Source organism: Bradyrhizobium sp. 6(2017), assembly GCF_011058295.2.
GTDB lineage: Bacteria > Pseudomonadota > Alphaproteobacteria > Rhizobiales > Xanthobacteraceae > Bradyrhizobium > Bradyrhizobium septentrionale.
The window spans coordinates 7682639-7705559 of sequence record NZ_CP049289.2 but is presented as its reverse complement, the minus strand read 5'-3'; the positions used below and the strand labels follow the sequence as shown (position 1 = coordinate 7705559).

General features: G+C 59.7%; 22 protein-coding genes. 16 read left to right on the top strand and 6 right to left on the bottom strand.

Annotated features, from left to right (window positions below):
* Positions 1 to 61: 61 nt before the first annotated feature.
* Genes phbB through G6P99_RS36630 form a run of 3 tightly spaced genes read right to left on the bottom strand, consistent with a single transcriptional unit; the run spans position 62 to position 3784 of the window.
* Complete coding sequence (phbB, locus tag G6P99_RS36640; protein WP_165125583.1) at positions 62 to 787, bottom strand: acetoacetyl-CoA reductase; 726 nt, start codon at positions 785 to 787, stop codon at positions 62 to 64.
* Positions 788 to 811: 24 nt separating this feature from the next.
* Entirely contained in the window at positions 812 to 1990 is a 1179-nt protein-coding gene (locus G6P99_RS36635) for an acetyl-CoA C-acetyltransferase (RefSeq protein ID WP_165125580.1), read from the bottom strand.
* A gap of 54 nt (positions 1991 to 2044) precedes the next feature.
* The gene (locus G6P99_RS36630; protein ID WP_165125577.1) at positions 2045 to 3784 is read right to left on the bottom strand and encodes a PHA/PHB synthase family protein; all 1740 of its coding nucleotides are present in this window, start codon (positions 3782 to 3784) and stop codon (positions 2045 to 2047) included.
* A 619-nt stretch (positions 3785 to 4403) separates the two neighbouring features.
* On the opposite strand from G6P99_RS36630, the gene G6P99_RS36625 reads away from it, so the two are divergent.
* From G6P99_RS36625 to G6P99_RS36580, 10 genes are all read left to right on the top strand, one after another.
* Positions 4404 to 5372, top strand: coding sequence for a LysR family transcriptional regulator (locus tag G6P99_RS36625; protein WP_165125574.1), 969 nt, complete (start codon positions 4404 to 4406; stop codon positions 5370 to 5372).
* 194 nt (positions 5373 to 5566) lie between these two features.
* The gene (locus G6P99_RS36620) at positions 5567 to 6547 is read left to right on the top strand and encodes an NAD(P)H-dependent flavin oxidoreductase (RefSeq protein ID WP_165125571.1); all 981 of its coding nucleotides are present in this window, start codon (positions 5567 to 5569) and stop codon (positions 6545 to 6547) included.
* Between the two features lie 358 nt (positions 6548 to 6905).
* Positions 6906 to 7796 carry a LysR family transcriptional regulator gene (locus G6P99_RS36615; RefSeq protein ID WP_165125568.1) on the top strand — a complete coding sequence of 297 codons (891 nt, stop codon included), beginning with the start codon at positions 6906 to 6908 and terminating at the stop codon, positions 7794 to 7796.
* A 519-nt stretch (positions 7797 to 8315) separates the two neighbouring features.
* On the top strand, positions 8316 to 9740 hold the full coding sequence (locus G6P99_RS36610; protein ID WP_205751538.1) for an MmgE/PrpD family protein: 1425 nt from the start codon (positions 8316 to 8318) through the stop codon (positions 9738 to 9740).
* Positions 9741 to 9768: 28 nt separating this feature from the next.
* Positions 9769 to 9999 carry a tautomerase family protein gene (locus G6P99_RS36605; protein ID WP_092117108.1) on the top strand — a complete coding sequence of 77 codons (231 nt, stop codon included), beginning with the start codon at positions 9769 to 9771 and terminating at the stop codon, positions 9997 to 9999.
* A gap of 15 nt (positions 10000 to 10014) precedes the next feature.
* Entirely contained in the window at positions 10015 to 10200 is a 186-nt protein-coding gene (locus tag G6P99_RS36600; RefSeq protein ID WP_092117106.1) for a tautomerase family protein, read from the top strand.
* 166 nt (positions 10201 to 10366) lie between these two features.
* Positions 10367 to 11476, top strand: coding sequence for an enolase C-terminal domain-like protein (locus G6P99_RS36595; protein WP_165125565.1), 1110 nt, complete (start codon positions 10367 to 10369; stop codon positions 11474 to 11476).
* A 252-nt stretch (positions 11477 to 11728) separates the two neighbouring features.
* Complete coding sequence (locus G6P99_RS36590) at positions 11729 to 12001, top strand: tautomerase family protein (RefSeq protein WP_165125562.1); 273 nt, start codon at positions 11729 to 11731, stop codon at positions 11999 to 12001.
* A gap of 80 nt (positions 12002 to 12081) precedes the next feature.
* Positions 12082 to 13173: an NAD(P)H-dependent flavin oxidoreductase gene (locus tag G6P99_RS36585; protein ID WP_165125559.1), complete on the top strand. Its 1092-nt coding sequence runs from the start codon at positions 12082 to 12084 to the stop codon at positions 13171 to 13173.
* Positions 13174 to 13503: 330 nt separating this feature from the next.
* Positions 13504 to 14007 carry an ester cyclase gene (locus G6P99_RS36580; protein WP_165125556.1) on the top strand — a complete coding sequence of 168 codons (504 nt, stop codon included), beginning with the start codon at positions 13504 to 13506 and terminating at the stop codon, positions 14005 to 14007.
* A gap of 273 nt (positions 14008 to 14280) precedes the next feature.
* Here G6P99_RS36580 and G6P99_RS36575 read toward each other — a convergent pair whose 3' ends face one another.
* The 3 genes from G6P99_RS36575 to G6P99_RS36565 all read right to left on the bottom strand — a co-directional run bounded on the left by G6P99_RS36575 (position 14281) and on the right by G6P99_RS36565 (position 18026).
* Positions 14281 to 14670, bottom strand: a complete 390-nt coding sequence (locus G6P99_RS36575; RefSeq protein ID WP_165129122.1) for a tautomerase family protein — start codon at positions 14668 to 14670, stop codon at positions 14281 to 14283.
* A gap of 140 nt (positions 14671 to 14810) precedes the next feature.
* Entirely contained in the window at positions 14811 to 16340 is a 1530-nt protein-coding gene (locus G6P99_RS36570; protein WP_414645458.1) for a CoA-acylating methylmalonate-semialdehyde dehydrogenase, read from the bottom strand.
* Between the two features lie 723 nt (positions 16341 to 17063).
* Complete coding sequence (locus G6P99_RS36565) at positions 17064 to 18026, bottom strand: GlxA family transcriptional regulator (protein ID WP_165125553.1); 963 nt, start codon at positions 18024 to 18026, stop codon at positions 17064 to 17066.
* Between the two features lie 218 nt (positions 18027 to 18244).
* Between G6P99_RS36565 and G6P99_RS36560 the strand changes: the two genes are divergently transcribed.
* The 6 genes from G6P99_RS36560 to G6P99_RS36535 all read left to right on the top strand — a co-directional run bounded on the left by G6P99_RS36560 (position 18245) and on the right by G6P99_RS36535 (position 22843).
* On the top strand, positions 18245 to 18553 hold the full coding sequence (locus tag G6P99_RS36560; RefSeq protein WP_165125550.1) for a putative quinol monooxygenase: 309 nt from the start codon (positions 18245 to 18247) through the stop codon (positions 18551 to 18553).
* A gap of 124 nt (positions 18554 to 18677) precedes the next feature.
* Positions 18678 to 19445, top strand: a complete 768-nt coding sequence (locus G6P99_RS36555) for an alpha/beta fold hydrolase (protein ID WP_165125547.1) — start codon at positions 18678 to 18680, stop codon at positions 19443 to 19445.
* A 125-nt stretch (positions 19446 to 19570) separates the two neighbouring features.
* Positions 19571 to 20416, top strand: coding sequence for a cytochrome b/b6 domain-containing protein (locus tag G6P99_RS36550; protein ID WP_165125544.1), 846 nt, complete (start codon positions 19571 to 19573; stop codon positions 20414 to 20416).
* Positions 20406 to 21194 carry a molybdopterin-binding protein gene (locus G6P99_RS36545; RefSeq protein WP_165125541.1) on the top strand — a complete coding sequence of 263 codons (789 nt, stop codon included), beginning with the start codon at positions 20406 to 20408 and terminating at the stop codon, positions 21192 to 21194. Before G6P99_RS36550 ends, G6P99_RS36545 begins: the two co-directional genes overlap by 11 nt.
* 204 nt (positions 21195 to 21398) lie before the next feature.
* The gene (locus G6P99_RS36540; protein WP_165125538.1) at positions 21399 to 22283 is read left to right on the top strand and encodes a LysR family transcriptional regulator; all 885 of its coding nucleotides are present in this window, start codon (positions 21399 to 21401) and stop codon (positions 22281 to 22283) included.
* 140 nt (positions 22284 to 22423) lie between these two features.
* Positions 22424 to 22843, top strand: a complete 420-nt coding sequence (locus tag G6P99_RS36535; protein WP_205751537.1) for a VOC family protein — start codon at positions 22424 to 22426, stop codon at positions 22841 to 22843.
* Positions 22844 to 22921 lie beyond the last annotated feature (78 nt).

Here is a 22921-nt window from a genome sequence, read left to right as displayed (position 1 = left end):
CGTACCGGGGCGCAAGCATTCGCATTCGAAACGTGCGCGTCGCATGCGAACTGCCGCACGATCAAATCAGATACTGACCGCCATTGATGGTCAGCGTCGAGCCGGTGATGAAACCGGCATCGTCGGCGGCGAGGAACACCACCGCGCGTGCGATCTCCTCGGGTTCGCCGAGCCGATTGACCGGGATCTGCGGGATCACGCTCTTCTCGAGCACGTCCTTCGGCACCGCCTGCACCATCTCGGTGTTGATATAGCCCGGGCAGATCACGTTGACGGTGATGCCGCCCTTGGCGTTCTCCAGCGCCAGCGCCTTGGTGAAGCCGATATCGCCGGCCTTTGCCGCGGAGTAGTTGACCTGGCCGAACTGGCCCTTCTGGCCGTTGATCGAGGAGATCGAGATGACGCGGCCGAACTTGCGGGCGCGCATGCCCTCGATGACCTGGCGCGTCATGTTGAACAGCGAACCGAGGTTGGTGTTGATCACGGCATTCCACTGCTCCAGCGTCATCTTGTGGAATGCAGTATCCTTGGTGATGCCGGCATTATTGACGAGCACATCGACCGGGCCGAGATCGGCCTCGACCTGCTTCACGCCGGCCGCGCAGGCGTCGAACGATGAGACATCCCACTTGTAGACGGGAATCCCGCTCTCCGCCTTGAACTTCTCCGCCGCGGCGTCATTGCCGGCGTAGCTCGCCGCCACCTTGTAGCCCGCCGCTTTCAGCGCCTTGCTGATCGCAGCTCCAATGCCCCGCGTTCCGCCCGTCACCAATGCAACACGCATCATCTCGAATCCTCCCGCTCTGCAGGTTCAGTCGCGTGCAACGCACATAGCGATGCCCATGCCGCCGCCGATGCACAGCGTCGCGAGGCCCTTCTTGGCGTCGCGCTTCTGCATCTCGTGCAACAGCGTCACCAGCACGCGCGCGCCGGACGCGCCGACCGGATGGCCGATCGCGATCGCGCCGCCATTGACGTTGACCTTGGCCGGATCCCAGCCGAGGTCCTTGTTGACGGCGCAGGCTTGCGCGGCGAACGCCTCGTTGGCCTCGATCAGGTCGAGATCGGCGATGTTCCAGCCGGCCCTCTTCAGCGCGGTGCGCGACGCCGGGATCGGTCCGGTGCCCATGATCTTGGGGTCGACGCCGGCCTGGCCCCACGAGACGATGCGGGCGAGCACCTTCTTGCCCTGCTTGGCGGCTTCCTTGGCGGTCATCAGCACGACAGCAGCTGCGCCGTCATTGATGCCCGAGGCGTTGCCGGCGGTGACGGTGCCGTCCTTCTCGAAGGCCGCGCGGAGCTTGGCCATCGCATCGATCGTGGCGCCATGACGCGGATACTCGTCGGTGTCGACCACGATATCGCCCTTGCGGCTCTTGATCGTGACCGGGACGATCTCGTCCTTGAACCTGCCGGCCTTCTGCGCCGCCTCGGCCTTGTTCTGCGAGCCGACCGCGAACTCATCCTGCTGCGAGCGGGTGATCTGGTACTGCTTGGCGACGTTCTCGGCGGTGTTGCCCATGTGGTAGCCGTTGAAGGCGTCCCACAGCCCGTCCTTGATCATGGTGTCGATCAGCTCGAGGCCGCCCATCTTGACGCCGCCGCGCAGATATTGCGCGTGCGGGGCCATGCTCATGGATTCCTGGCCGCCGGCGACAACGATCGAGGAATCGCCGTTGAGCAGCGCCTGGTAGCCGAGCGCCACCGTGCGCAGGCCCGAGCCGCAGAGCTGGTTGACGCCCCAGGCCGGGCTTTCCACCGGGATGCCGGCCGCGATCGAGGCCTGGCGGGCCGGGTTCTGGCCCTGGGCGGCAGTGAGGATCTGGCCCATGATGACTTCGGAGACCTGACCGGCCTCGACGCCGGCACGCTCAAGCGCCGCCTTGATGGCGATCGCGCCGAGGTCGTGGGCCGGCGTGGTGGCGAACGCGCCGTTGAAGCTGCCGACGGGGGTGCGGGCGGCGCTGACGATGACGATTTCATTGGACATCAAGATTTCCTCCGTTGAATGCGATTTTTTAAGGCGGCTCGCTTGCATAGCCGTCTAGTTCGATTTCTCTTTTACGTAACGACCGGGCGCGGACTCTATCGGATCGAATCGTGCGCTCCCCTGAACTTCCGGCGCCGAAATAGTTCCACCTGAATGACGTCCCAACCACGCATTCCAATCGGGCCACCAGCTTCCGGGTCTCTCTTCGGCGCCGTCGAGCCAGCCTTCTGGATCAGACTCAGAGTCGTCGCTAAGCCAGTGGCTGCGTTTGTTGCGCGCAGGAGGATTGATCACACCCGCGACGTGGCCACTGGCCGCCAATACGAAGCGTGCCTCGCCGCCGATGAGATCCTTGGAACGAAACGCCGTCTTCCAAGGCACAATGTGATCCTCACGGGATGCGAGGAGATAAAACGGCGCAGTAATCCTGGAGAAGTCTACTGCAACGCCGCACTGTGTAGTCTTGCCCGGATCCTTGAGATTGTTCTCAAGGTAGGTGTTCCGCGTGTACCAGCAGTACATTGGACCAGGCAGGCTCACGCTGTCGGAATCCCAATACAGCAGATCGAAAACGTCCGGGGTTGCCCCCTTCAGATAATTATCGACGACGTATCGCCAGATCAAATCGTTGGCGCGCAGCGTACCGAAGGTAAAGGCCAGTTCCCTGCCAGGCATGATGCCTCCCTTTCCGATCGTCGCTTCTCGTAATGCGACCGAGCCCGCATCGATAAGCAAACCGATTTCGCCGGTATCGGAAAAGTCCAGCATGGTGGTCAGCAACGTGACCGTCGCCAATCTATCTTGCCCTCGGGCCGCCATTACAGCTGCAGCGCAGCTCAAAAGTGTTCCACCGACGCAGAAGCCGAGCGCATGTGTTCGCTCCGCGCCGGTGACCTCGAGAACAACCTCGACCGCTTTGAGCGGACCCATCTCGAGGTAATCGTCCCAGGTCAAATGCTGGGTCTCAGGCACCGCGCTGCGCCAGGAAATCAGGAATACCTGATGACCTTGCGCGACGGCATACTCGACCAGCGAGTTTCCCGTTCCAAGGTCAAGCAGGTAGTATTTGTTAATACATGGTGGAACGAAAAGAAGCGGGGTCTTTTCGACCTGGCTCGTCTGCGGTGCGTACTGGATCAGTTGGACCAGCTCGTTTTCAAAGATCACGGTTCCTGGAGTTGTGGCTAGGTTGCGACCTACTTCAAAGGCCGACTCGTCGACGCGCGTGATCCTTCCCTTTTGGAAGTCATCAATCAGATTCTTGAGGCCGTTCGTTAGGCTTGCGGAGCGGGTCTCGATCGGCTTGCGAATGACCTCGGGATTGGTCGCGGGGAAATTCGACGGACTTATTGCATCAACAAGCTGACGCGCATAGAAGCGAAGTTGAAGTCTGGTCCTATCGTCGACCTGCGCATTGTCTACAAATTCCAGAAGATGCCTCGAGCTGAGCAGGTATGTCTGCTTGAGAAGATCGTAATAGGGTTGCTCCCGCCAAGACGAGTCCTTGAACCGTTTGTCACCCTTGGCGAGCGCAATATCCGAATGGACACCTCCAGCGTATATCTGAAGAAACATTCCGTTCCAAAGGCGCCATACCTGTCTAAGGCATTCGTGCTGAAGATCGGCGATCAATCCGAATGGATAGAATATTCCCTGTGACGAACCCGGCCTTTCATAGCCCACTCCTGCCGTCGCCGCGAGAATGTCGTCGAACTGCCTCACCGCATCTTGTCCGGTCCGTATCAAGCCTTCGAGAGTCCCCGTAACGTCGACAGATTGCGGGATGCTGTTCATAACGCACGCTCCGGCTCAAACTGATCTCCAGAACCACAGATCAGCAATTCTTTTTTCAAAGATGTGGCGCTCATTTCGGTCACGCTTCGCAGGCGAGACGCTGCTTCAGCATCGAACAGCCCTGACCGTTGCCTCGTTCTCCTCCGCGACCGCCACGGCAGACTCCTAACCACCACGCAACGTCCGAATGCTTCCTCGAAACGATGCCAAGGCTGATCGACATCCAAGGACAGCCTGCAAAGCCTATGAACTTGGTGTGTCCACGCGAAGCGATTTGAACTGAACGCGGTATCTGTCCTGCTGATAGGGCCGGCGGCGAAGATTGAGGGCCGGTCGATCGACGGCGATGGATAGCTTTGACGGGCCGTACGAAGTAATCAGCAGAGCCGGGGAAGCCTGAGTGCGCCGCCTCGCAATCTCCGGCAACGATAGGGCTATCTCGAAAAAGCGTTTGATGGTGGCGCCAGCGGTTGCCTAGCCTCAATCAAGATGGTTGCAGAATCCGCCGCGCATCATCGAGTGCAGGAAAGAGTTCGCGAACTGCCCGGGACTTGTCGAGCTGGCATCTTCGTTCTTACGCTGAAGCGTTGATTGACATCAAGTGTCAAGTGGTGAGTAAGTGGACCGTATCGACGCTATGAAGGTCTTTGTTGCCACTCTCGATGAGGGAGGCTTGAGGAAAGCAGGACGCAAGCTGGGACGATCGCCGGCTGCAATAAGCCGGGCGCTCGCGTCTCTTGAGGCGCACGTAGGCGTTACTCTCCTTCACCGCACGACGCGGTCATTCAAGCTCAGCGAAGCGGGGGAACGTTATGCGATTGTTTGTCGCCGCGTCATTACAGATCTCGAGGAGGCTGATCTCGTCGCGGCAGGTGAACGGTCAACCCCGCGTGGCACGTTGACCATAACAGCGCCGGTCGCTGCGGGAGAAGATGTCCTGCGTCCGGTCTTAGACGAGTTCATGGACGTCTATCCAACCGTCTCTGTCCGGCTTTTTTTGCTGGACAGACCCGTCAAACTTATCGACGAAGGCATGGATATCGCCTTGCGAATTGGCAACTTGACAGATTCCACGCTCGTCGCGATCCGGTTGGGAGAGGTTCGGCGCGTCGTAGCGGCATCGCCCCGCTATTTGACGGCGCATCCGAAAATCGAAGAGGTCGCTGATCTCGCAAAGCACAAGATCATTGCAATGACTCACTTCGGAATCGATTCGTGGACGTTTCCACCGGCGAACGGATCGTCGATGCCGCGTTCGGTTCATTTTACGCCGCGCCTGGTGGTGAATAGCGTTCGTGGTGCTATTGCCCCGGCCGTCGAGGGGCGAGGCATCACCCGGCTCTTCTCTTATCACATTGCGGAGCAACTTGCGCAAAACAGGCTACAAGTCCTCCTCAGGCGGGACGACGTTTCCGCGATCCCTCTGCACCTGATTTCCCCACAGGGTCGGCTTGCCGTCCCCAAAGTGCGGGCTTTCGTCGATTTTGCCGTGCCTCGGCTCAAAGCGCAATTCTCCCGCCTTTCGACCGGTACCATGGTTCAACAAGACTGCATTCGCGCGCCCCGCGAAAGAGTGTCTTCCGACTAGTGAGTATTGGCGGCGCTATGTGTTTCCGAAACAATCAATGAACCGTTGGAATCTCAGGCGATCGGTCAAGCGCCGAACCTCCGAAGGGCGCTAATCGCTGTTACAGAGGCGTCGGAGGAAATTAAGGTGAACGAGAGGCCGCATGGCGGAGAACGCCAAAGCTTGGTTGGCCTAACAGTGGAAAGGGTAGGACGATGATCAGGACGCGGTTGACTAAGTTGTTTAGTATTGAACACCCAATAATCCTTGCGCCGATGACGCCCGCCGCGGGCGCAGACCTGTCCACCGCGGTTGCGGCCGCCGGCGGGCTCGGCCTGCTTGGCGGCGGATATGGCGACCGCACGTGGTTCGAGACGGAGTCAGCGAAGATCACGCGCAGCGATGTAGGATGTGGCTTCATCACGTGGTCCGTCGCAAAACAGCCGGAGTTGCTTGACTTCGCAATTGAGCGTCATCCGCGCGCGATCATGTTGTCTTTTGCTGATCCGGCACCGTTTGCGAAGCGCATCAAGCAAGCCCGGGTACCACTGATTTGCCAAGTCCACACAGTCGACCAAGCCCGGCGAGCGGCCGATGTCGGAGCCGATGTTGTGGTAGCGCAAGGGACGGAAGCCGGCGGCCACGGCCAAACGGCCCGATCGACGTTACCGTTCGTTCCGACGGTGGTAGACGCTCTAAGTAAACACGCACCTGACGTGGTCGTTATTGCCGCGGGTGGTATCGCTGACGGTCGAGGTCTTGCGGCGGCTCTGATGCTCGGCGCCGAAGGGGCTCTTATGGGGAGCCGTTTTTGGGCAACAAAGGAGGCGCTCATCCATCCGAATGCTAAAGCCAAGGTTGTGGCAGCTTCGGGTGACGAGACGATACGAACCAGCGTGTACGATATTGTAAGGCAAAGAGCCTGGCCGGAAGGATACACCGGGCGGCTCATGAAGAATGAGTTCATCGAAAAGTGGCATGGCCACGAAGAGAAACTAAGGACTCTGCAGGCCGACGAATTGGAGAAGGTGGAGGCGGCGTCGCGCGTCGGCGACTTTGATGTGGCGAATGTGACGGTCGGGGAGTCAATCGGCATGATTCATGACCTGCCCGAGGCAGGTGACGTCGTGCGCCGTGTCGTTGCCGAGGCCAAGGAAAGGCTCTCCAAGTACGCCCGCGTTTCGTGGAGTGACTGAATGGGGTGAGCTGGCGCTCCCCCTCCAACGGTAGTGAAGCCGTTTGGTCCCGTTTGCGATGCATTGTTTTCGTTGCGGGACCAGCAACGTTGTGATCGCTATCGAACAGCTTCCATTATCATGGGACCAGGGCTCCGTCGGTTAGTGCCTCGACGGCGTTGGTGGTCACCGTACAGATATCTGTATTTGAGATATCCGTATTCGTTTTAGTGATAGGTTGTCTTAACCAGCTCGTGCGTTCGAAAACAGGCATAAGACGCTCGGATTGGGCCTTGTAAAACGAGTAGCTTGGATCAAGATAATCACTCGATCAAGCGCGTTGATGCCGAACCGTTCGCGTCAGAAGATAGGGCTTGTTATGGACGCAACCGATCTAAGGGTCTTTGAAGCAGTTGCCCGGCACGGCAGTATGAACCGAGCGGCGGCTGAGCTGAACACTGTCCAATCCAACGTCACCGCGCGCGTAAGGGCGTTGGAGGTTGAGCTTGGCATTCAGCTATTCCAGCGGCATGCGCGCGGTGTGAAGGTCACACCAGCGGGGCGCCGCATGCTACCCTTTTCGGCACGCATCACCAAGCTCCTCAGCGACGCCAAAGCGGCCGCAAGGGATGACGGCACTCCGGGTGGCGTCCTTGAACTCGGCACTTTGGAAACGACTGCGGCGGTTCGGCTTCCGTCTGTGCTTGCGAGCTTTACCAAGGCTTACCCAAAGGTTCGGCCTGTGGTGACGACCGGGACGACCTGTAGCCTCATTGAGGACGTTGTCGAGTGCAGACTTGAGGGTGCGTTTGTTGCTGGACCGGTCGATCACCCAGATTTGCAACAGGAGTGCCTGTTTCGGGAAGAACTCGTCTTGGTAACGCCTCGCTCAATTCGAGGCATTGAAGACCTTTCCTCGATCAGTGAACTGAAAACGATAGTCTTCCGTGTTGGTTGCTCCTATCGAATAAGGCTTGAGAATCTGTTGACTAAGGCGGGAATACTTGTGGCACAGCCTTTGGAATTCGGTTCGATAGACGCCATCCTGGGCTGTGTGGCGGCGGGCGTCGGAGTGACACTGCTGCCTAAGGGAGTGGTTGTTGCGGCATGGCGGGATGGCCAGGTAGCCGTGCACGAACTAGCGCCCGAGTTTTCTGACGTGCAGACCGTGTTCATTCGGCGCACAGACGCCTATGTCTCCAGTGCACTCTCTGCCTTTCTTCAGATTGTACGGCCGGGCACCGAGTTGCCTGCAGCGGCCGCCGAGTAGTCTTGTTCGTCACGGGCCGTCGCTTTCTAATAAAGCGGATCTCCGAGGGTTTTCCATTTCTGGTCAGTCCGGACTAGGACAGGGACGAAGTGCCGGCCGGAGGCTGGTGAAGCAATGCCAAATCCTCTCCTTCAGGCTTCGAAGTTTTCCCAAGGCCCTGAATCCGCAAGCCGCGTCTAACCCATAAGCTGACGTTCTTCTTGATAGACGCGAACGATTGGCCTCCCGGTCGTCGTTGACTGTAATGGCATGCCGGTCTGATGCCGTGCTTGAGCGGCAACGATATGAGATCGCCCGATCGTCGAAGTTGATGCCGTCCTCGGCTGGAAGACAGCACCCTACTCAAATTCTGTCACGCGATGCCGGATCCGTCGCCCAACGAGTTCTGTGCTTGGTCGAGCAATCTGCGATGCAGATTGCCTTCTCGAATCTATTCGTTTGCTGATCGCGAATGATAAAGGCACGCTCTCTCTCAATTAAACCAGTTCAATCGTATGGGATACGGCCAAGGACGTCGACATGCTGATGAAGAACACGACTTCCGTACCTACAGTAAATGCGATCGCCGGTTTTGCTGATCGGGCTGTTCCAGCATCTCTGAAGCCTGACGCGCGCAAGCTCTACAAACGAAATATTCTAGATAGCCTGGGATGCGCAATCTCCGCGCTTCCGGGAGCGCCGTTCGAAGCTTTGCGCGAGCAGTTTAGGGAATATAGGTCGGGGGGATTGTGCACGTTGATCGGTGGCGGCCGGACTGCGCCGGATCAGGCCGCTTTGTATAACTCCGGGTTAGTGAGATATGTCGACCTGCTCGACAGCTACATGTCGCCAGGCGGGCTGTGTCATCCCAGTGACAATTTCGGTGCGATCTTGGCTGCTGCCGAGCATGCCAAGGCGTCCGGCGAAGACTTCATGCTCGCGCTTGCAGTGGCTTACGAAATCCAGTGCCGGTTCACCGCCGTCGTGCCTGTCATGGCGAAGGGGTTCAATCATGCCATTCAGCTTGCAATTTCCGCAGCCGCGGGAGCAGGAAAGCTGTTCGGGCTGAACGCCGAGCAGATCGCGCATGCGATCTCGATCGCGACAGTCGACAACATTTCCCTCACATGCGTTCACGTCGAGCCGGTATCGCAGTGGAAGGGCTTTTCTCCCGGAATGACCGGAATGCGCGCGGTTTACTCCGCATCACTCGCCAAGCGTGGTTTCACCGGTCCGTCCGGGCTTTTCGAGGGACCGAACGGCTTGTTGCGAATGTTCGATCAAAAGATTGACGTGGACTGGTCGGATGACTCGCTCGAGATTATCAAGCTTACGATCATGAAGAAGTTCTGCTCGCTCATTCATGGTCAGCCGGTTCTTGAAGCCGTGCTCAAGTTGAAGCGTGACAATAACTTGGTGGCCAGCGATATCGAAGCCGTCCGTTGCGACATCTTTCAGTCAGGTTTCGATATCGCGGGCGGCGGCGCGTTTGGCTCAAAGGACAGACCGCAGACCAAGGAGCAAGCGGACTACAACCTGAAGTACCTGATTGCAGCGGCACTTTTGGACGATGGGGTCGGGCCGGCGCAGCTCGAGCAGGCCCGTGTCCAGGCTGATGACGCGCAGGCCCTGTTGAGTAAGGTTACGATAGTTCCGGACGATGCCTTCACTGCCAGATACCCGCAGGAGCTGAACACGCGGATCGCAATCAAGACCAAGGGCGGTCGTACCTTCGATCGCGAACAGCTTGGATACGAAGGCGGCCTCAGTAACCCATTGTCATGGGAGCGCACGGTCGAGAAGTTCAATTGGCTGAGCGAGCCGTTTGCGGATGAAGCATTGCGCAACAGCATCATCAAGGCGGTCGAGAAGATCGACGAGCGGCCTATCTCCGATTTGATGGATCTCCTTGGAAAAGTGAACCCCAAGGCGGTCCATCCGGCGCTCCATCCCGGAATTCAATAGTCATTCGCGTCAACGAAGGAGTATCCCGATGTCAATGATTTCTTGCGACATGCGATACGGTCGCTCGGATGAGCAAAAACGTGCTCTTTCGGCCGGCTTGTTGCGTGTCGTCAGCGAGGCCACCGGTGAACCGGCCCACAACATCTTCTTTGTCATCAGAGAGGGACGAGGCATCAACTTCGTCGAGCACGGGCAACACCTGCCCGAGTTTGTCGAAGGCAATGCCAACGACAAAGAACTCATCGCTCGCCTGAAATAGGAAAGAGAGGCAACCATGCCCTACATTGAATGTCATATCGCGGCCGGTCTCACCAAGACCCGCAAGACGCAGCTGATCCGTGACATCGTCAAGGTTACCCACGAATCGATCGGTTCCGATCCGAAGATCATTAATGTTCTCCTGTTTGAGCATCCCGCCGACAACATGAGCATCTCCGGAAGGATCCACGGCGAGGAATAGCCGTAGCTTGCAGGAAGCACGTCCCGGAGCTCGCGCGGTTTCGTGCGGCTGGCATGGCCCAGCTGCGAAAGCTCAAGCCAGGCACCGCAGTGCGCCTCGGGTAAGAGTGGCGCGGGGTCGCGATGCGCTCGTAGGCTCGGTATCCAGTACAGTTTGAAAGATTGAGATGACGGACGGTCTGAGTGCGGCAGGGCAACGAATTCGCTCGGTGACGACCCGCGGCGTGATGGTCCCCCTGAAATTTACGCTGGGAACGAGTGCGGCCATTGTGAAGGCAGTGCCGCTGTTGCTTGTCGATTTACTGAACGAAGAGGGTGTAACGGGCAAGGCCTACACGTTTTGCTATCGGCCTTCGGGCGCGACCGCGATATCTTCGCATCTGCATGAGGCGGTCGGGCTCCTCAAGGGCAAGAACGCCACGCCTTTTGAGGCATCGCAGACCCTCGGACGCCAGTTTGCGCTGCTTGGCGTGACCGGCGCAGTACGGATGGCCCTTTCGCTGCTCGATATGGCGATGTGGGATGCGCAGGCGCAGATGCACCATGCTCCGCTGTCCTCGCTACTCGGATCCGGCCCGAAATCGCTTCACGCGTATGACAGCCGTGGGCTTGGGCTGATGGAGCCGGATCGCCTCGCGCAGGAGGTAAGCGCGCTTCTGGAGAGTGGTTTACGAGCCGCTAAGGTTCGACTCGGATACCCCACGCTTTTTGAGGATCTGGCCGCGTTACGGGCCGTCCGCAAGAACGTTTCCGGCGCAGATGTTGCGATCATGGTGGACTACAATCAGGCCCTGACACCAGCGGAAGCGGTTCTTCGCGGAAGGGAGCTGGAAAAAGAAGGGATCTATTGGCTCGAGGAGCCGATAGCACACGAAGACTATGTGGCGAGCGCCGCACTGGCGCGCGAACTGAGGGTTCCGATCCAGATCGGCGAGAACCTCAACGGCCCGGATGCCCTGCTACGCGCCGTCACGGCTGGGGCGAGTGACTACGTTATGGTCGACGTCGCGCGGATAGGCGGTGTAACCGGCTGGCTGCAGGCGGCCGGCGTCGCCGCAGCCCAGGGCATCGAAATGTCGTCACATCTGATGCCCGAAGTCAGCACGCATCTTCTCTGCGCCACGCCCACCGGCCATTGGCTTGAGTACGTTGATTGGGCAGATGCGATCATCGAAGAACCGCTGATAATCCGTGACGGGATGGTTCTGACCCCGGAGAGAATCGGCAGCGGGATTTCATGGGACGAGGCCAAGCTAAAGCGGCTTGCGACAATCTGAGTTCGGCCAAAGGGATCCCTAACGCCGGCGCTCCCGAAACGCATGAATTGCTGCGGAGCTGTATCCAGTCGGACCGATCCAGAGATTCAAAGATATCGTCGACTCGATCCGTTTTCTGGAGAGCGCCCCTTCATCAAGGGGCCGATGTTCCGCGCGTCGACCGATGGCCGGCCGGTCGTTGCTAGAATGGAGCGACGGCGTGGCCACTGCTCTTCCAGTCAACGATCAACCACAGAGCCAGCAGGAGACATAATGCCGATCGTCAACATTCAGATCACTCGGGAGGGAACGCGTCCGGAATACACGCGCGTGACGCGCGAACAGAAGGCGCGGCTGATCGAGGGCGTGAGCAAGCTTCTTCTCGACATCCTGAACAAGCCCATGAACTCGACGTTCGTGGTCATCGACGAGGTCGACGTTGAGAATTGGGGATGGGGAGGTCTTCCGGTCGAGGAATACCGAAAGCTAATGGCGGCCTCGACCCATCTTCCAGGCACTGAGCTCGTGAGGAACGCAAAGAAATGAGTACGCGGCCTATACCGCTAACCATCGCGGCTGCCGTTCGCGCGCCGGCGCACGGTTGGCAGTTCCCTGAAAGGTAACCCATGACGCATTGGCCAGATGACCGGATCCAGAGGCTTTTTAACATCAAGCTCCCTATCATTCAGGCGCCGATGGCCGGATCCAGTACGACGGAGATGGCCATCGCAGTTGCTGTTGCGGGCGGACTCGGATCCTTACCATCCGCGCAGATGACGCCGACTCAACTTACGGAAGCGTTGATCAAGTTCAGGACGGCTACCTCCGCTCCTGTCAACGTGAACTTCTTCTGCCATACTCCGGCAGGACGTGATCCACTTATCGATCGCCGATGGCGCAAGCAGCTGGAACCCTACTATCTCCAACTCGGCGTCGATATCGAGGTGCAGGCGGATGCCGCAAATCGGGCCCCATTCGATGACGCATATTGCACGGTCGTCGAGGCCCTGCGGCCGGAGGTGGTGAGCTTCCATTTCGGGCTACCCAGTTATCTGCTCCTGGATCGGGTGCGGAGCACCGGCGCGAAGATCATCTCGTCCGCCACCACCGTGAGCGAGGCTGTCTGGCTGGAGGGGCATGGATGCGATGCCGTGATCGCGATGGGAGTTGAAGCAGGGGGGCACCGCGGCAACTTCCTTACGGACGACATGGCGGCCCAGGTCGGAACGATGTCTCTGCTGCCCCAAGTGGTCGATGCCGTCGGAGTGCCTGTCATTGCGGCCGGAGGGATCGCGGATGGTCGCGGGATAGTCGCGGCATTCTCCCTTGGAGCAGCTGCCGTCCAAATCGGGACGGCTTACCTTTTCTCGCCGGAAGCGAAGGTCTCGAAGATCCACCGCGAAGCGTTGGAAAACATCTCCGACGACGGAACAGCCGTGACCAACGTTTTCACGGGGCGGCCGGCGCGCGGAGTCCTGAACCGGCTCATTCGCGAGATCGGTCCGCTATCGCCCATTGCGCCCGCCTTTCCGTTCGCGGGAGGAGCTCTTGCACCGTTGCGTGCCAAAGCGGAAGCCGTCGGTTCGGGCGATTTTACGAACCTGTGGTCAGGGCAGTCGGCCCGACTGTCGCCCCGCTTGCCATCGGGCCAACTGACCGAGAGGCTTGCGGCCGACGCCCTCTCTCATTTCGGCCGGCTCACCGCGAGCACTCGGTGACCGCAAATATGGATTCCTTTCTGAGTTAAAGAAGGGCGGAGCGACAATGACTCCCGAAGCCTTGGGCGCAATGCCGAGCGCTCATTCCGGCGGGAGAAGAAGTCCACCGAAGTGCACCGAGGTATCGGGCATGATTACCATCGGAGTTTGTCAGCAGGCTCTAAGCTGCGAGGCTCGAGCGATCATATCGGCCGATACCGGCTCTCTGAATGATTCGTCGGCTACAACAAAAAGTGGCTTGGCTGCCAAGAGATTTAAGTGCCAGTTTGCCGCGCGTTCCGCTTGTTCGTTCGATGGCGGGTAATGTGATAATCAGATCGGGGAAACGATATGGATCGAAGGAATCTTTTGAAGACGGTTACGTTGGCAGGATCGGCACTTGCCGTTCCGGCCCTTGTCGCGCCGGCCCTGGCGGACGACAAGAACGCAGCCGCACCGTTGATCGAAAAGTTCGCGGCGACCCTAAGCGCGCACGATCTCACGGCATTCGCGGCGCTGTTCTCGGATAATTACGTCAACCACCAGCTCAGCGCGGCCGCGCCGCCGCCGCAGGGCAAGTCGCCGAAGCAGGGGCAGGTGGCAGGTATTACTGCACGACTGGCGGGGATACCGGACCTCAAGGTGGAGATCGAGGCCAAGGTCGCGTCCGGCAATATTGCGGCCGCAAGCTTCGTCTGGAGCGGCACCCATAACGGCCCGCTCTCGGGAGTTGCGCCAACCGGTCGCGCGCTCCGATTCACCTCCTGCGATATCTTCAGGATTCAAGACGGTCTGATTGTCGAGCATTGGGGCATGGGCGATATCGCCGGAGTCCTGGCGCAGTTGAAGGCGTGACCGGCGGGCTATTCAAGCCCTCTCCTCTGATGAGGCCTGGTTGAACGGGCTGTGTCAACCGACCGGATTGTCATTCTAGATCCTGCACCGCTGGGGATTTGAGGGGCCCAGCATCTAAGCGCCGCCGGGACACTGGATTTTGAGCCCGGCGGCGTAAGTTGTTATTGGCGATCGGCTCGACAAGTGCCCGCAAGCGGCGTCGTCCAGCCGCCGCCGCCGCCCCCGAAAATCAATCCCGAGTTCCTCTAGGTCCCGGCGTCGGGCTTCGACAGGCTAGAGTTCTCCGGTGAGGAATTGAGCGCGTCCGAACCCGAACGACCAATCTTCATCCGTGTTGGTTACGAAGGTGACGACGACGTCGCTTGGTGCAAAGCCGCATACGACCTCTAATTTCTCGACCAGTGACTTATAGAACGCCTGCTTCATCGCGCGGCTGCGAGGGCGCGTCGTGACCTGAAGGACCAACATGTTCGGCGTGCGCTTGATGCCAAGGCCCGTGTCCTCGATGATCATTCTGGAAGGCGGATGTTCCCTGACGATTTGATAGCGGTCGCGTTGAGGCACGTTGAATGAGCTGACCAACACCTCGTGGGTAACGTCCAATATCCTCTTGAGCTGCCATTCCGAACGTCCCTCAACGAGGTCGAAGCACAATAGTGGCATCATCATTCTCCGTGTCGCGATAGGTTGTCGCCCCGTCGTCGGCATCGCGGCCGCAAGTCGAGTGTTTTAAGCCGACGCGCTTTTGCTGCGGTTTCCGGCCGGTCCGCTGCATGGTTCTGCAGCGGACCGGTTCGTGGCGATCAAGACATGGTGGGCATCACGAACTCGGCGCCGGCACGAATGCCGGTTGGCCAACGGCTCGTGATCGTCTTCAAGCGGGTGTAGAAGCGAACGCCCTCCGGGCCGTGCATGTAGTGGTCGCCGAAGATCGACGCTTTCCATCCACCGAACGAATGGAATGCCATCGGCACCGGGATTGGTACGTTGATGCCGACCATGCCGATCTTGATCTTGTGCGCAAACTCCCGCGCCGCGTCGCCATCGCGCGTGAAGATCGAGGTGCCGTTGCCGAACTCGTGCTCGTTGATCATGCGCGCGGCGGTGTCGTAGTCAGGCGCACGGGCGACGGACAGGACGGGACCGAAGATCTCCTCCTTGTAGATCTTCATGTTCGGCGTGACGTGATCGAACAGCGACCCGCCGATGAAGTAGCCGTCTTCGTAGCCCTGCATGTTGAAGCCGCGGCCGTCAACCAGCAGCTTGGCACCCTCCGCGACACCGGCATCGATATAGCCGCGGACCTTGTCCAGATGCTGCTTGGTGACCAGCGGACCCATTTCCGCTTCCGGATCCGTGCCGGGCCCGATCTTGAGGCTGCGGATCTTCGGCTCCAGCGCCGAGATCAGCCGGTTCGCGGTTGTCTCGCCGACCGGGACCGCGACGGAGATCGCCATGCAACGCTCACCAGCCGAGCCAAAGGCGGCGCCCATCAGGGCGTCGACCGCCTGGTCCATGTCGGCGTCCGGCATGATGATCATGTGGTTCTTGGCACCACCCAACGCCTGGCAACGCTTTCCGGTGTTGGCGGACGTCTCGTAAATGTACTTTGCGATCGGCGTAGATCCGACAAAACTGATCGCCGAGATGTCGGGATGATGCAGCAGCGCGTCGACGGTTTCCTTGTCGCCATGGACCACGCTGAAGACGCCGTCGGGGAGGCCGGCTTCCTTAAGCCATTCAGCGATGACCAGTGACGCCGACGGATCGCGTTCGGAGGGCTTCAGGATAAAGGCGTTCCCGCACGCAAGGGCGACCGGAAACATCCACATCGGCACCATCGCGGGGAAATTAAACGGGGTGATGCCGGCGACCACGCCAAGAGGCTGGCGTATCGAGTAGCTATCGACACGGGTCCCGACGTTCTCGGTCAACTCGCCCTTCAGCAGCTGCGGGGCGGCGGTCGCGAATTCGACGACTTCCATGCCCCGCTGAATTTCACCGACGGCGTCCGAGTGGACCTTGCCATGCTCGTGGACGATGACATCAGCGAGATCGTCGATACGGTCCTCGAGAATCCGCAGGAAGCGGTTGAGGATCCTGGCGCGCCGCAACGGGGTCGTCGCCGCCCATCCTTGCGCTGCCTTGGTTGCCGCCGCGACGGCATCCGCGACATCCGCGGTGCTCGCAATCGGCACGATCGCGGTCTGCTCGCCCGTCGCGGGATCGAAGACGGACGACGTCCGCGCGTTGCGGCCGGAGACTTGCTTGCCATTGATGTAATGCTTGAGTTGCGTAAGCACGATGACCTCCTTGTTTTCCACAAGCGTCATATGAAACGCTCAAGTCTGCACATCAACGAGAAGTATCGCGCATTCATTGTGCGGAAATTCAAGTCGGGCAGCGGAATCAGCGGTGATGCGGTATTTGCGTAGATGGTCACGGCGGGGCTTGTCGGATCACGTCGACGAGACCCAGCCATTGTTTCGTATTCGGGAACACTGATTGCCGCCCGACGAGGATTTATGCGGCCGTTCAAAAGGACTAGCCAACGCACTAATTGGCGGTTGCCAAGATAGGCTGACGGCGTTGTGGATGGTTGCGACTAGGCTTGAGACGTTCCTCGCGCGAGGTCCGCACCGGGCATTGCGCTCGTTCTGTCTTGCCTCGCGTGACGATGGCAGAGCACCGCATGACGCCGTGTGCGACATCTTAGATCACGAAATGGGCAGCACGACCAACTGCGATGCCTGCCACGCCTTTGCTCTTGGTCCATCCTTGCGACACGGGCCGGCAGCACACAGAAACGTACTGATCCCACGCGGCGCGACGGACTTGGTGTCGGGCTGTTCATCGTCCGCCAGGCAATTGAACTGCTCGGCCATCGTATGGATGTCAGCTCTGTTGCCTTCCGGAGATCGCGTTACCCCATATTCGCGACGCGTGCGGCTTGAATGAGTGCAGTTTTCGCCTCTCTCGACGAAGATCGAGCGGATGGTCACAAGGCCATTGGGCCGCATAGTGCCTCCGTAGCACGGGCCAAGAGCGACGTAGCCTCAGTGACTGCGGCGGATTTCACGCACGCCGCGCCCAAGCCTGCGGCGCAGCAGCGCGCGCAGCGTCACACCTTCGGCATAGCCGACCTCAGCAGCAATTTGATCGACGCTGGCTCCGCCGGTCGTCAGCAGGTGCACGGCGCGCTCGATCCGCAAATCCTGGAGGTACTCGAGAGGGGACTTGCCCAGCACGCTTTGCATCCGGCGCGCGAGCGTACGCTTGCTGGTGGCGAGCTCTGCTGCAGCCTGATCCAGCGAGAATCCATCGGCCAAGCGTTGCCGTGCCCATCGTTCGAACTTGTGCACCAGCGGATCGCCGTGAACCAGATGCCCAGATATCGCGTAGGCGGCCTGCGAGGTGCGGATGTCGGCCAGCAAATACTTGGCCGTAACATCGGCCAAGGCGGGATCGGCGCGTCGGATCAGGGTCAGCGCCAGGTCCAGATGGCTGAGCGCCGCACCGGCGGTGACGACTGTCTTGGACTGAACGATGATTTGCGACTCGTCGAGCCGCACACGTGGATAGCGCTGCCGGAACAGAGGTGCCAGCCACCAGGTCGTGGTCGCCTCTTCGCCGTCGAGCAAGGCCGCTTCCGCCAGCACGAAGGTGCCGACGCAGGCGGCCGCAGCCAGCGCACCGCGGTCCGACCATTTACGCAACACCACACCCGCCTCGCGCGCTTCGCTACTGGCCAGCATCTGCATCAGCGGCTTCGGCATGATCCGGTTAATGGCCGGCAGCACCACCGCATCCGGCCTCTGCGCGCGCGCGGCCGAGGTCACCGGTACGTTCAAGCCCTGCGATGTCGTGACGGTCTCACGCAAACCCACCACTCTCGTCTTGAAGCGTACCGAGGAAATGCTGTGCATTTCCGCCAGCGCGTTGGCAAAGGCAAAGGCATCGAGCACCGCAGCAAGGCCGGTGTCGAGAACATCATTCAGAGCAAGGACGTGGATGCGCATGGCCGAAACGATATCAGAGCAGAGCATTCTGCCAACAGCAAGATAAGGGACGCTACCTTGATTTTTAATCTGAGCAGCTCAGAAAGCTGCGAGTTCTGACAATGTATTGGCCTAATCGGTATCAAAAATGGCAATCCAGCCAATACCAGCAAAGCGATTCATTCCCTAACTTTGCGGCTACTTCAGAATCTTAGGCAATCATCGAATGGAGGAAAACCATGACGCTCAAATGTGGATTATTCGTCCGGCTCGAAGCCAAGCTAGGCAAGGAACGGGCAGTGAAAGAGTTTCTCGTCAGCGGCCTTGAGCTAACAAATCAGGAAGCGGGCACGCCGGTCTGGTTCGCCCTGCAGCTCTCGCCGACGACGTTCGGCGTGTTCGACGCCTTTGCCAACGAAGAAGATCGCCAAGCACATCTCGCCGGCAACATGGCCAAGGCCTTGATGTCGCGAGTCGAGGAACTGCTGGCAAAGCCGCCGTCAGTCGAGCCCGTCGACATTCTGGTCGTGAAGAATCAGCCAGCCTGATGCTTGCGCCTGCGAAGCTGGGCGAACGCAGCCTCTATCAACTCTGATTAGCCATCACCGGTCACCGCCCGGCACCGCGATGGTCCTTCGAAACGGGCAAGCTGAAACATCCCAGGAGACTCCCATGTCCCTACCACGAAAGACTTCCGCGATCGCCCTCGTGCTTGCCATGACTGGCGCAGTCGCCCACGCGGAGACGAAGCCGCCTGCGAAGGACGTCGTCATCGTCCATGGCGCACTGGCGGATGGCTCTGGCTGGCGTGCCGTCTACGACATCCTGACCAAGGACGGCTTCCATGTGACAATCGTGCAGGAGCCGCTCACCGGCCTTGCCGAGGATGTCGATGCCACCAAGCGCGTCATCGATCAGCAGACCGGCCCGGTCGTGCTGGTCGGTCACAGCTATGGTGGCTCGGTGATCACGGAAGCCGGCGCCGACCCCAAGGTCAGCGCGCTCGTCTATGTCGCCGCCTTGCAGCCCGACAAGGGAGAGGCCAGCGGCGCGTTGATGTCGAAGTTCGCCGCGCCGAACGATGCCATGCGGGTGTCCGTCAACAAGGCGACGCCGGACAACAAGTACTTCTTCATCCCGGCGGCGAAGTTCCGGGAAACCTATGCTCAGGACGTCCCGGCGGACCAAGCTCAGTTCATGGCCGACTCGGAGCAGCAGCTGGCCCAGAAGGCCATGGGTGCGCCGCTCTCGGGGGCGGCGTGGCATAACAAGCCCAGCTTCGCCATTCTGACCACGGAAGACCATGTGATCAGCCCTGAGCTTCAGCGCTGGATGTACAAGCGTTCGGGCGCCAAGGTCACGGAAGTGCCCGCAAGCCACGCTGTTTTCGTTTCGCAGCCCGCCGCGGTCGCCCGCGTGATCGAGGACGCCGCGAAGTAGATGAAGAACTGGCGATCATGCCGCTGATCGCCTCATTCCGCTCAGAGCGCGCATACTTTGCGGTCCACCGACACGCGAAGTATGCGCGCCTGGCAGGCAGCGCGTCCGAAGCGCCGGAGCATGACATGGCCACCGTTTCCAGCCCTGATCGGCCTGTCGCCGAGCGCTGGTACCTCCGCCATGCCGCGCTTGTCCGCATTACGCATTGGATCAACGCCGTCTGCTTTGCGCTGCTCCTGATGAGCGGACTGCAGATCTTCAATGCCCACCCCGCGCTCTATGTCGGCGAGCAATCGGACTTTGACCATCCGGCCATATCGATCCGGGCGCGGCTATCCGAGAACGGCCTCGTCGGAGAGACGATATTCGCAGGCCATTCCTTCGATACGTCGGGCGTACTCGGCGTCTCGAGCGAGGACGGCCAAATCTCGCAGCGAGCCTTTCCCAGCTGGATCACGATTCCGAGCAACCAGGATCTGGCGACTGGCCGGCGCTGGCATTTTTTCTTTGCCTGGCTGCTGGTGCTCAATGGTCTCGTCTATTTTGCTTGGGGCGCCGCAAGGCGGCATTTCGATCGGGATCTTCTTCCCAGCCGCCGCGAGCTCAGCCATGTCGGGAGAGAGGTCCTTGAGCATCTGCGCCTGCGCTTCCCGCGCGGTGCAGCGGCGATGCGGTACAATGTGCTGCAGCAGTTGACCTATCTGCTGGTCGTCTTCGTCCTGTTCCCGCTGATGATCCTCACGGGCCTTACGATGTCGCCCGGGGTCGACAGCGCTGTGCCGCAGCTGCTCACGCTGTTCGGCGGGCGCCAGTCGGCGCGGCTGATCCACTTCCTCGCCGCATCGAGCCTCGCGCTTTTCGTCATTGTGCATCTCGTGATGGTACTGGTTTCGGGTGTCTGGAACAATCTGCGCTCAATGATCACCGGCTGGTACGATCTCGGCAATCCGAGGACGCCCGATGTCCCGTGAGCAGCCGCGGCGTCGCGATCTTTTGTGGGCATTTGTCGCGATCGGCGGCCTCGCTTTGTCGGGCTGTGATCGCGTCACTGCCGCACCAGGCTTCCGTTCCGTCCTCAATGCCGCAAGCAGCCTTACCTATAAAGTGCAGCGCCTCCTCATTGGGGCTCATCGGCTCGCGCGCGAATACAGTGAGGCCGACATCTCGCCGGCCTTTCGTCCCAATGGTTCAATCGATCCGCAGGACAAGGACTATCTCCAGCTCTTCGGCAATGATTTCACCGATTGGCGCCTCAAGGTTCACGGCCTCGTTGAGCATGAACTGTCGCTGTCGCTTGCGGAATTGCGTGCCCTGCCCACACGGACCCAGATTACCCGGCATGATTGCGTCGAGGGTTGGAGCTGCATCGCCAAATGGACCGGCGTGCCTCTGACGGAACTCCTGCTGCGTGCCGGCGTGAGGCCAGAGGCACGCTTTGCCGTATTCCATTGCGCCGACACGTTGGATGATGGTGGCGAGTCTGCTGATCCCGAGAGCATCCGGTACTATGAGAGCATCGATCTGATCGATGCTGCGCATCCGCAGACGATCCTCGCTTATGATATGAACGGCGCGCAGTTGACTGTCCGCCACGGTGCACCGTTGCGACTGCGCGTCGAGCGGCAGCTCGGCTACAAGATGGCAAAATACATCATGCGTGTCGAACTGGTGCAAAGCCTCGCCGGCCTGCATGGCGGCCAAGGCGGCTATTGGGAAGATCGCGGCTATGAATGGTATGCGGGAATCTGAGCGATTCCTTGTGAACCGCTCGCCTCCGTCTGCGGGCAAAGCCGCCAGGTCGGCACGGGACGTGGCAGCGACCAAAACGGCGAGCTCCCGACCGTCTGAGACCGTAGGCGCAGCCCCTGCTTGTTTCCATAGATTCGATATGGAATGTTGAAACCTGCATATCATCGAGAGAATTCGCGGTTTACCCTGCGGGAATTGAAGTCGATGGATTGGGACCGCATCCGCATATTCCTGGAGGTCGCCCGAACGGGTCAGATTCTCGGTGCCGCCCGGCGCTTGGGTGTGAACCACGCGACCGTGGCCCGGCAACTCACCGCGCTTGAGCGGGAACTGAAAACTCAGTTGGTCGAACGGCATAGGACGGGCTGTGTCCTTACAAGCGCGGGCGAGGCTCTCGTCGCCGCGGCGGAGCGTGCCGAATCCGAATTCCTTCAGGTCGGCACCCAGCTTGGCGGATCGTCGGATGCCATCTCAGGCACGGTCCGTGTCGGCGCTCCGGATGGATTGGGTAACTACTTTCTAGCCAGCCAGCTCGGCGCGCTTGCCGCGCAGCACCCCGACCTGCTCATTCAACTTGTTCCGCTGCCGCGGACATTCTCGCTGTCGAGGCGGGAGGCTGACATTGCGATCACCTTGGATCGTCCGAAGCAAGGGCGACTGATTGTCAAAAAGCTTACGGACTACACGCTCAGTGTTTATGGCGCAGAGAGCTATCTGAAGCGCTTAGGACCAATCCGAAAGCAAGCCGATCTCGCCGGCCATCTGTTCGTGACGCATGTCGAGGATTTTGTCTACAGCCGAGCGCTCGACTACGCCTCTTCGCTCGGAAAGGTCATGACCAGGCACTACGAGTGCGGGAGCGTTGTGGCGCAGATGGAGGCGGTGAGAGGCGGTCACGGCGTGGGCATACTCCACGACTACGCCGCGCGACGGTTTCCGGAACTCAAGCGATTGCTACCGGAGATTAGCTTTGTACGGAGTTATTGGCTGGTTTCGCATCCCGACACTCACCATACGCGCAGAGTGTCGGAGGTCCACGCGCACGTCGTGGCGAGCGTGCGCTCAGCCCGCCGGGAATTCACGAGTTGAGCGGTTTATCTCTCTCACATTGTGTGATTCCGCACTGTTTCGCTCTTCGGAACAGAAGTTTCCGCCCAATGACGGTTCGAACATAATCGGTAGATTTGGAGTGCCGGACACCAACTCAATGATACCAGGAGATTATCTGAATGCTGGATGATGCCCCTTTGACGATCGGCATCGATCGTGTGGGACTTGCCGTGAGAGACGTCGCGCTCTCGCGCGACTTCTTTTGCGAGTGCCTCGGCTGGAGTGTCGTTGGAGAAGATCAAGGCCATCCGGCGGCCTTTGTATCGGACGGAACGGGCATTGTGACGCTCTGGCAGGTCGAGGTTCCGGCGAACTGCGTGCCGTTCAACCGCCGCAGCAATGTCGGTTTGCGTCACCTCGCATTGAAGGTTGCGAACCTCGGTGTGCTTGAAGCACTGCACACACGTGCGGCAGCATGGCCCGGCACCGTGATTGAACTTGCGCCGCAGAGATCCAGCAAGGGTACCAAGATGCGCTTCATGGTGCGAGAGCCAGGTGGTACACGGATCGAATTCACCTGCATGGCTCGCGCCCAATGAAAGCTTTTGTTACCCTGTGCCTCACTGTTTTCAGTGGCCGCCGCAACCATCATGCCGTTCGATGGCACCGCGGATCCA

Coding starts and splice junctions, on each gene's coding strand:
- phbB (WP_165125583.1), bottom strand. CDS start 787: ATGATGCGTGTTGCATTGGTGACGGGCGGAACGCGGGGCATTGGAGCT.
- G6P99_RS36635 (WP_165125580.1), bottom strand. CDS start 1,990: ATGTCCAATGAAATCGTCATCGTCAGCGCCGCCCGCACCCCCGTCGGC.
- G6P99_RS36630 (WP_165125577.1), bottom strand. CDS start 3,784: ATGAACAGCATCCCGCAATCTGTCGACGTTACGGGGACTCTCGAAGGC.
- G6P99_RS36620 (WP_165125571.1), top strand. CDS start 5,567: ATGATCAGGACGCGGTTGACTAAGTTGTTTAGTATTGAACACCCAATA.
- G6P99_RS36615 (WP_165125568.1), top strand. CDS start 6,906: ATGGACGCAACCGATCTAAGGGTCTTTGAAGCAGTTGCCCGGCACGGC.
- G6P99_RS36610 (WP_205751538.1), top strand. CDS start 8,316: ATGCTGATGAAGAACACGACTTCCGTACCTACAGTAAATGCGATCGCC.
- G6P99_RS36605 (WP_092117108.1), top strand. CDS start 9,769: ATGTCAATGATTTCTTGCGACATGCGATACGGTCGCTCGGATGAGCAA.
- G6P99_RS36600 (WP_092117106.1), top strand. CDS start 10,015: ATGCCCTACATTGAATGTCATATCGCGGCCGGTCTCACCAAGACCCGC.
- G6P99_RS36595 (WP_165125565.1), top strand. CDS start 10,367: ATGACGGACGGTCTGAGTGCGGCAGGGCAACGAATTCGCTCGGTGACG.
- G6P99_RS36590 (WP_165125562.1), top strand. CDS start 11,729: ATGCCGATCGTCAACATTCAGATCACTCGGGAGGGAACGCGTCCGGAA.
- G6P99_RS36585 (WP_165125559.1), top strand. CDS start 12,082: ATGACGCATTGGCCAGATGACCGGATCCAGAGGCTTTTTAACATCAAG.
- G6P99_RS36580 (WP_165125556.1), top strand. CDS start 13,504: ATGGATCGAAGGAATCTTTTGAAGACGGTTACGTTGGCAGGATCGGCA.
- G6P99_RS36575 (WP_165129122.1), bottom strand. CDS start 14,670: ATGCCACTATTGTGCTTCGACCTCGTTGAGGGACGTTCGGAATGGCAG.
- G6P99_RS36570 (WP_414645458.1), bottom strand. CDS start 16,340: ATGACGCTTGTGGAAAACAAGGAGGTCATCGTGCTTACGCAACTCAAG.
- G6P99_RS36565 (WP_165125553.1), bottom strand. CDS start 18,026: ATGCGCATCCACGTCCTTGCTCTGAATGATGTTCTCGACACCGGCCTT.
- G6P99_RS36560 (WP_165125550.1), top strand. CDS start 18,245: ATGACGCTCAAATGTGGATTATTCGTCCGGCTCGAAGCCAAGCTAGGC.
- G6P99_RS36555 (WP_165125547.1), top strand. CDS start 18,678: ATGTCCCTACCACGAAAGACTTCCGCGATCGCCCTCGTGCTTGCCATG.
- G6P99_RS36550 (WP_165125544.1), top strand. CDS start 19,571: ATGGCCACCGTTTCCAGCCCTGATCGGCCTGTCGCCGAGCGCTGGTAC.
- G6P99_RS36545 (WP_165125541.1), top strand. CDS start 20,406: ATGTCCCGTGAGCAGCCGCGGCGTCGCGATCTTTTGTGGGCATTTGTC.
- G6P99_RS36540 (WP_165125538.1), top strand. CDS start 21,399: ATGGATTGGGACCGCATCCGCATATTCCTGGAGGTCGCCCGAACGGGT.
- G6P99_RS36535 (WP_205751537.1), top strand. CDS start 22,424: ATGCTGGATGATGCCCCTTTGACGATCGGCATCGATCGTGTGGGACTT.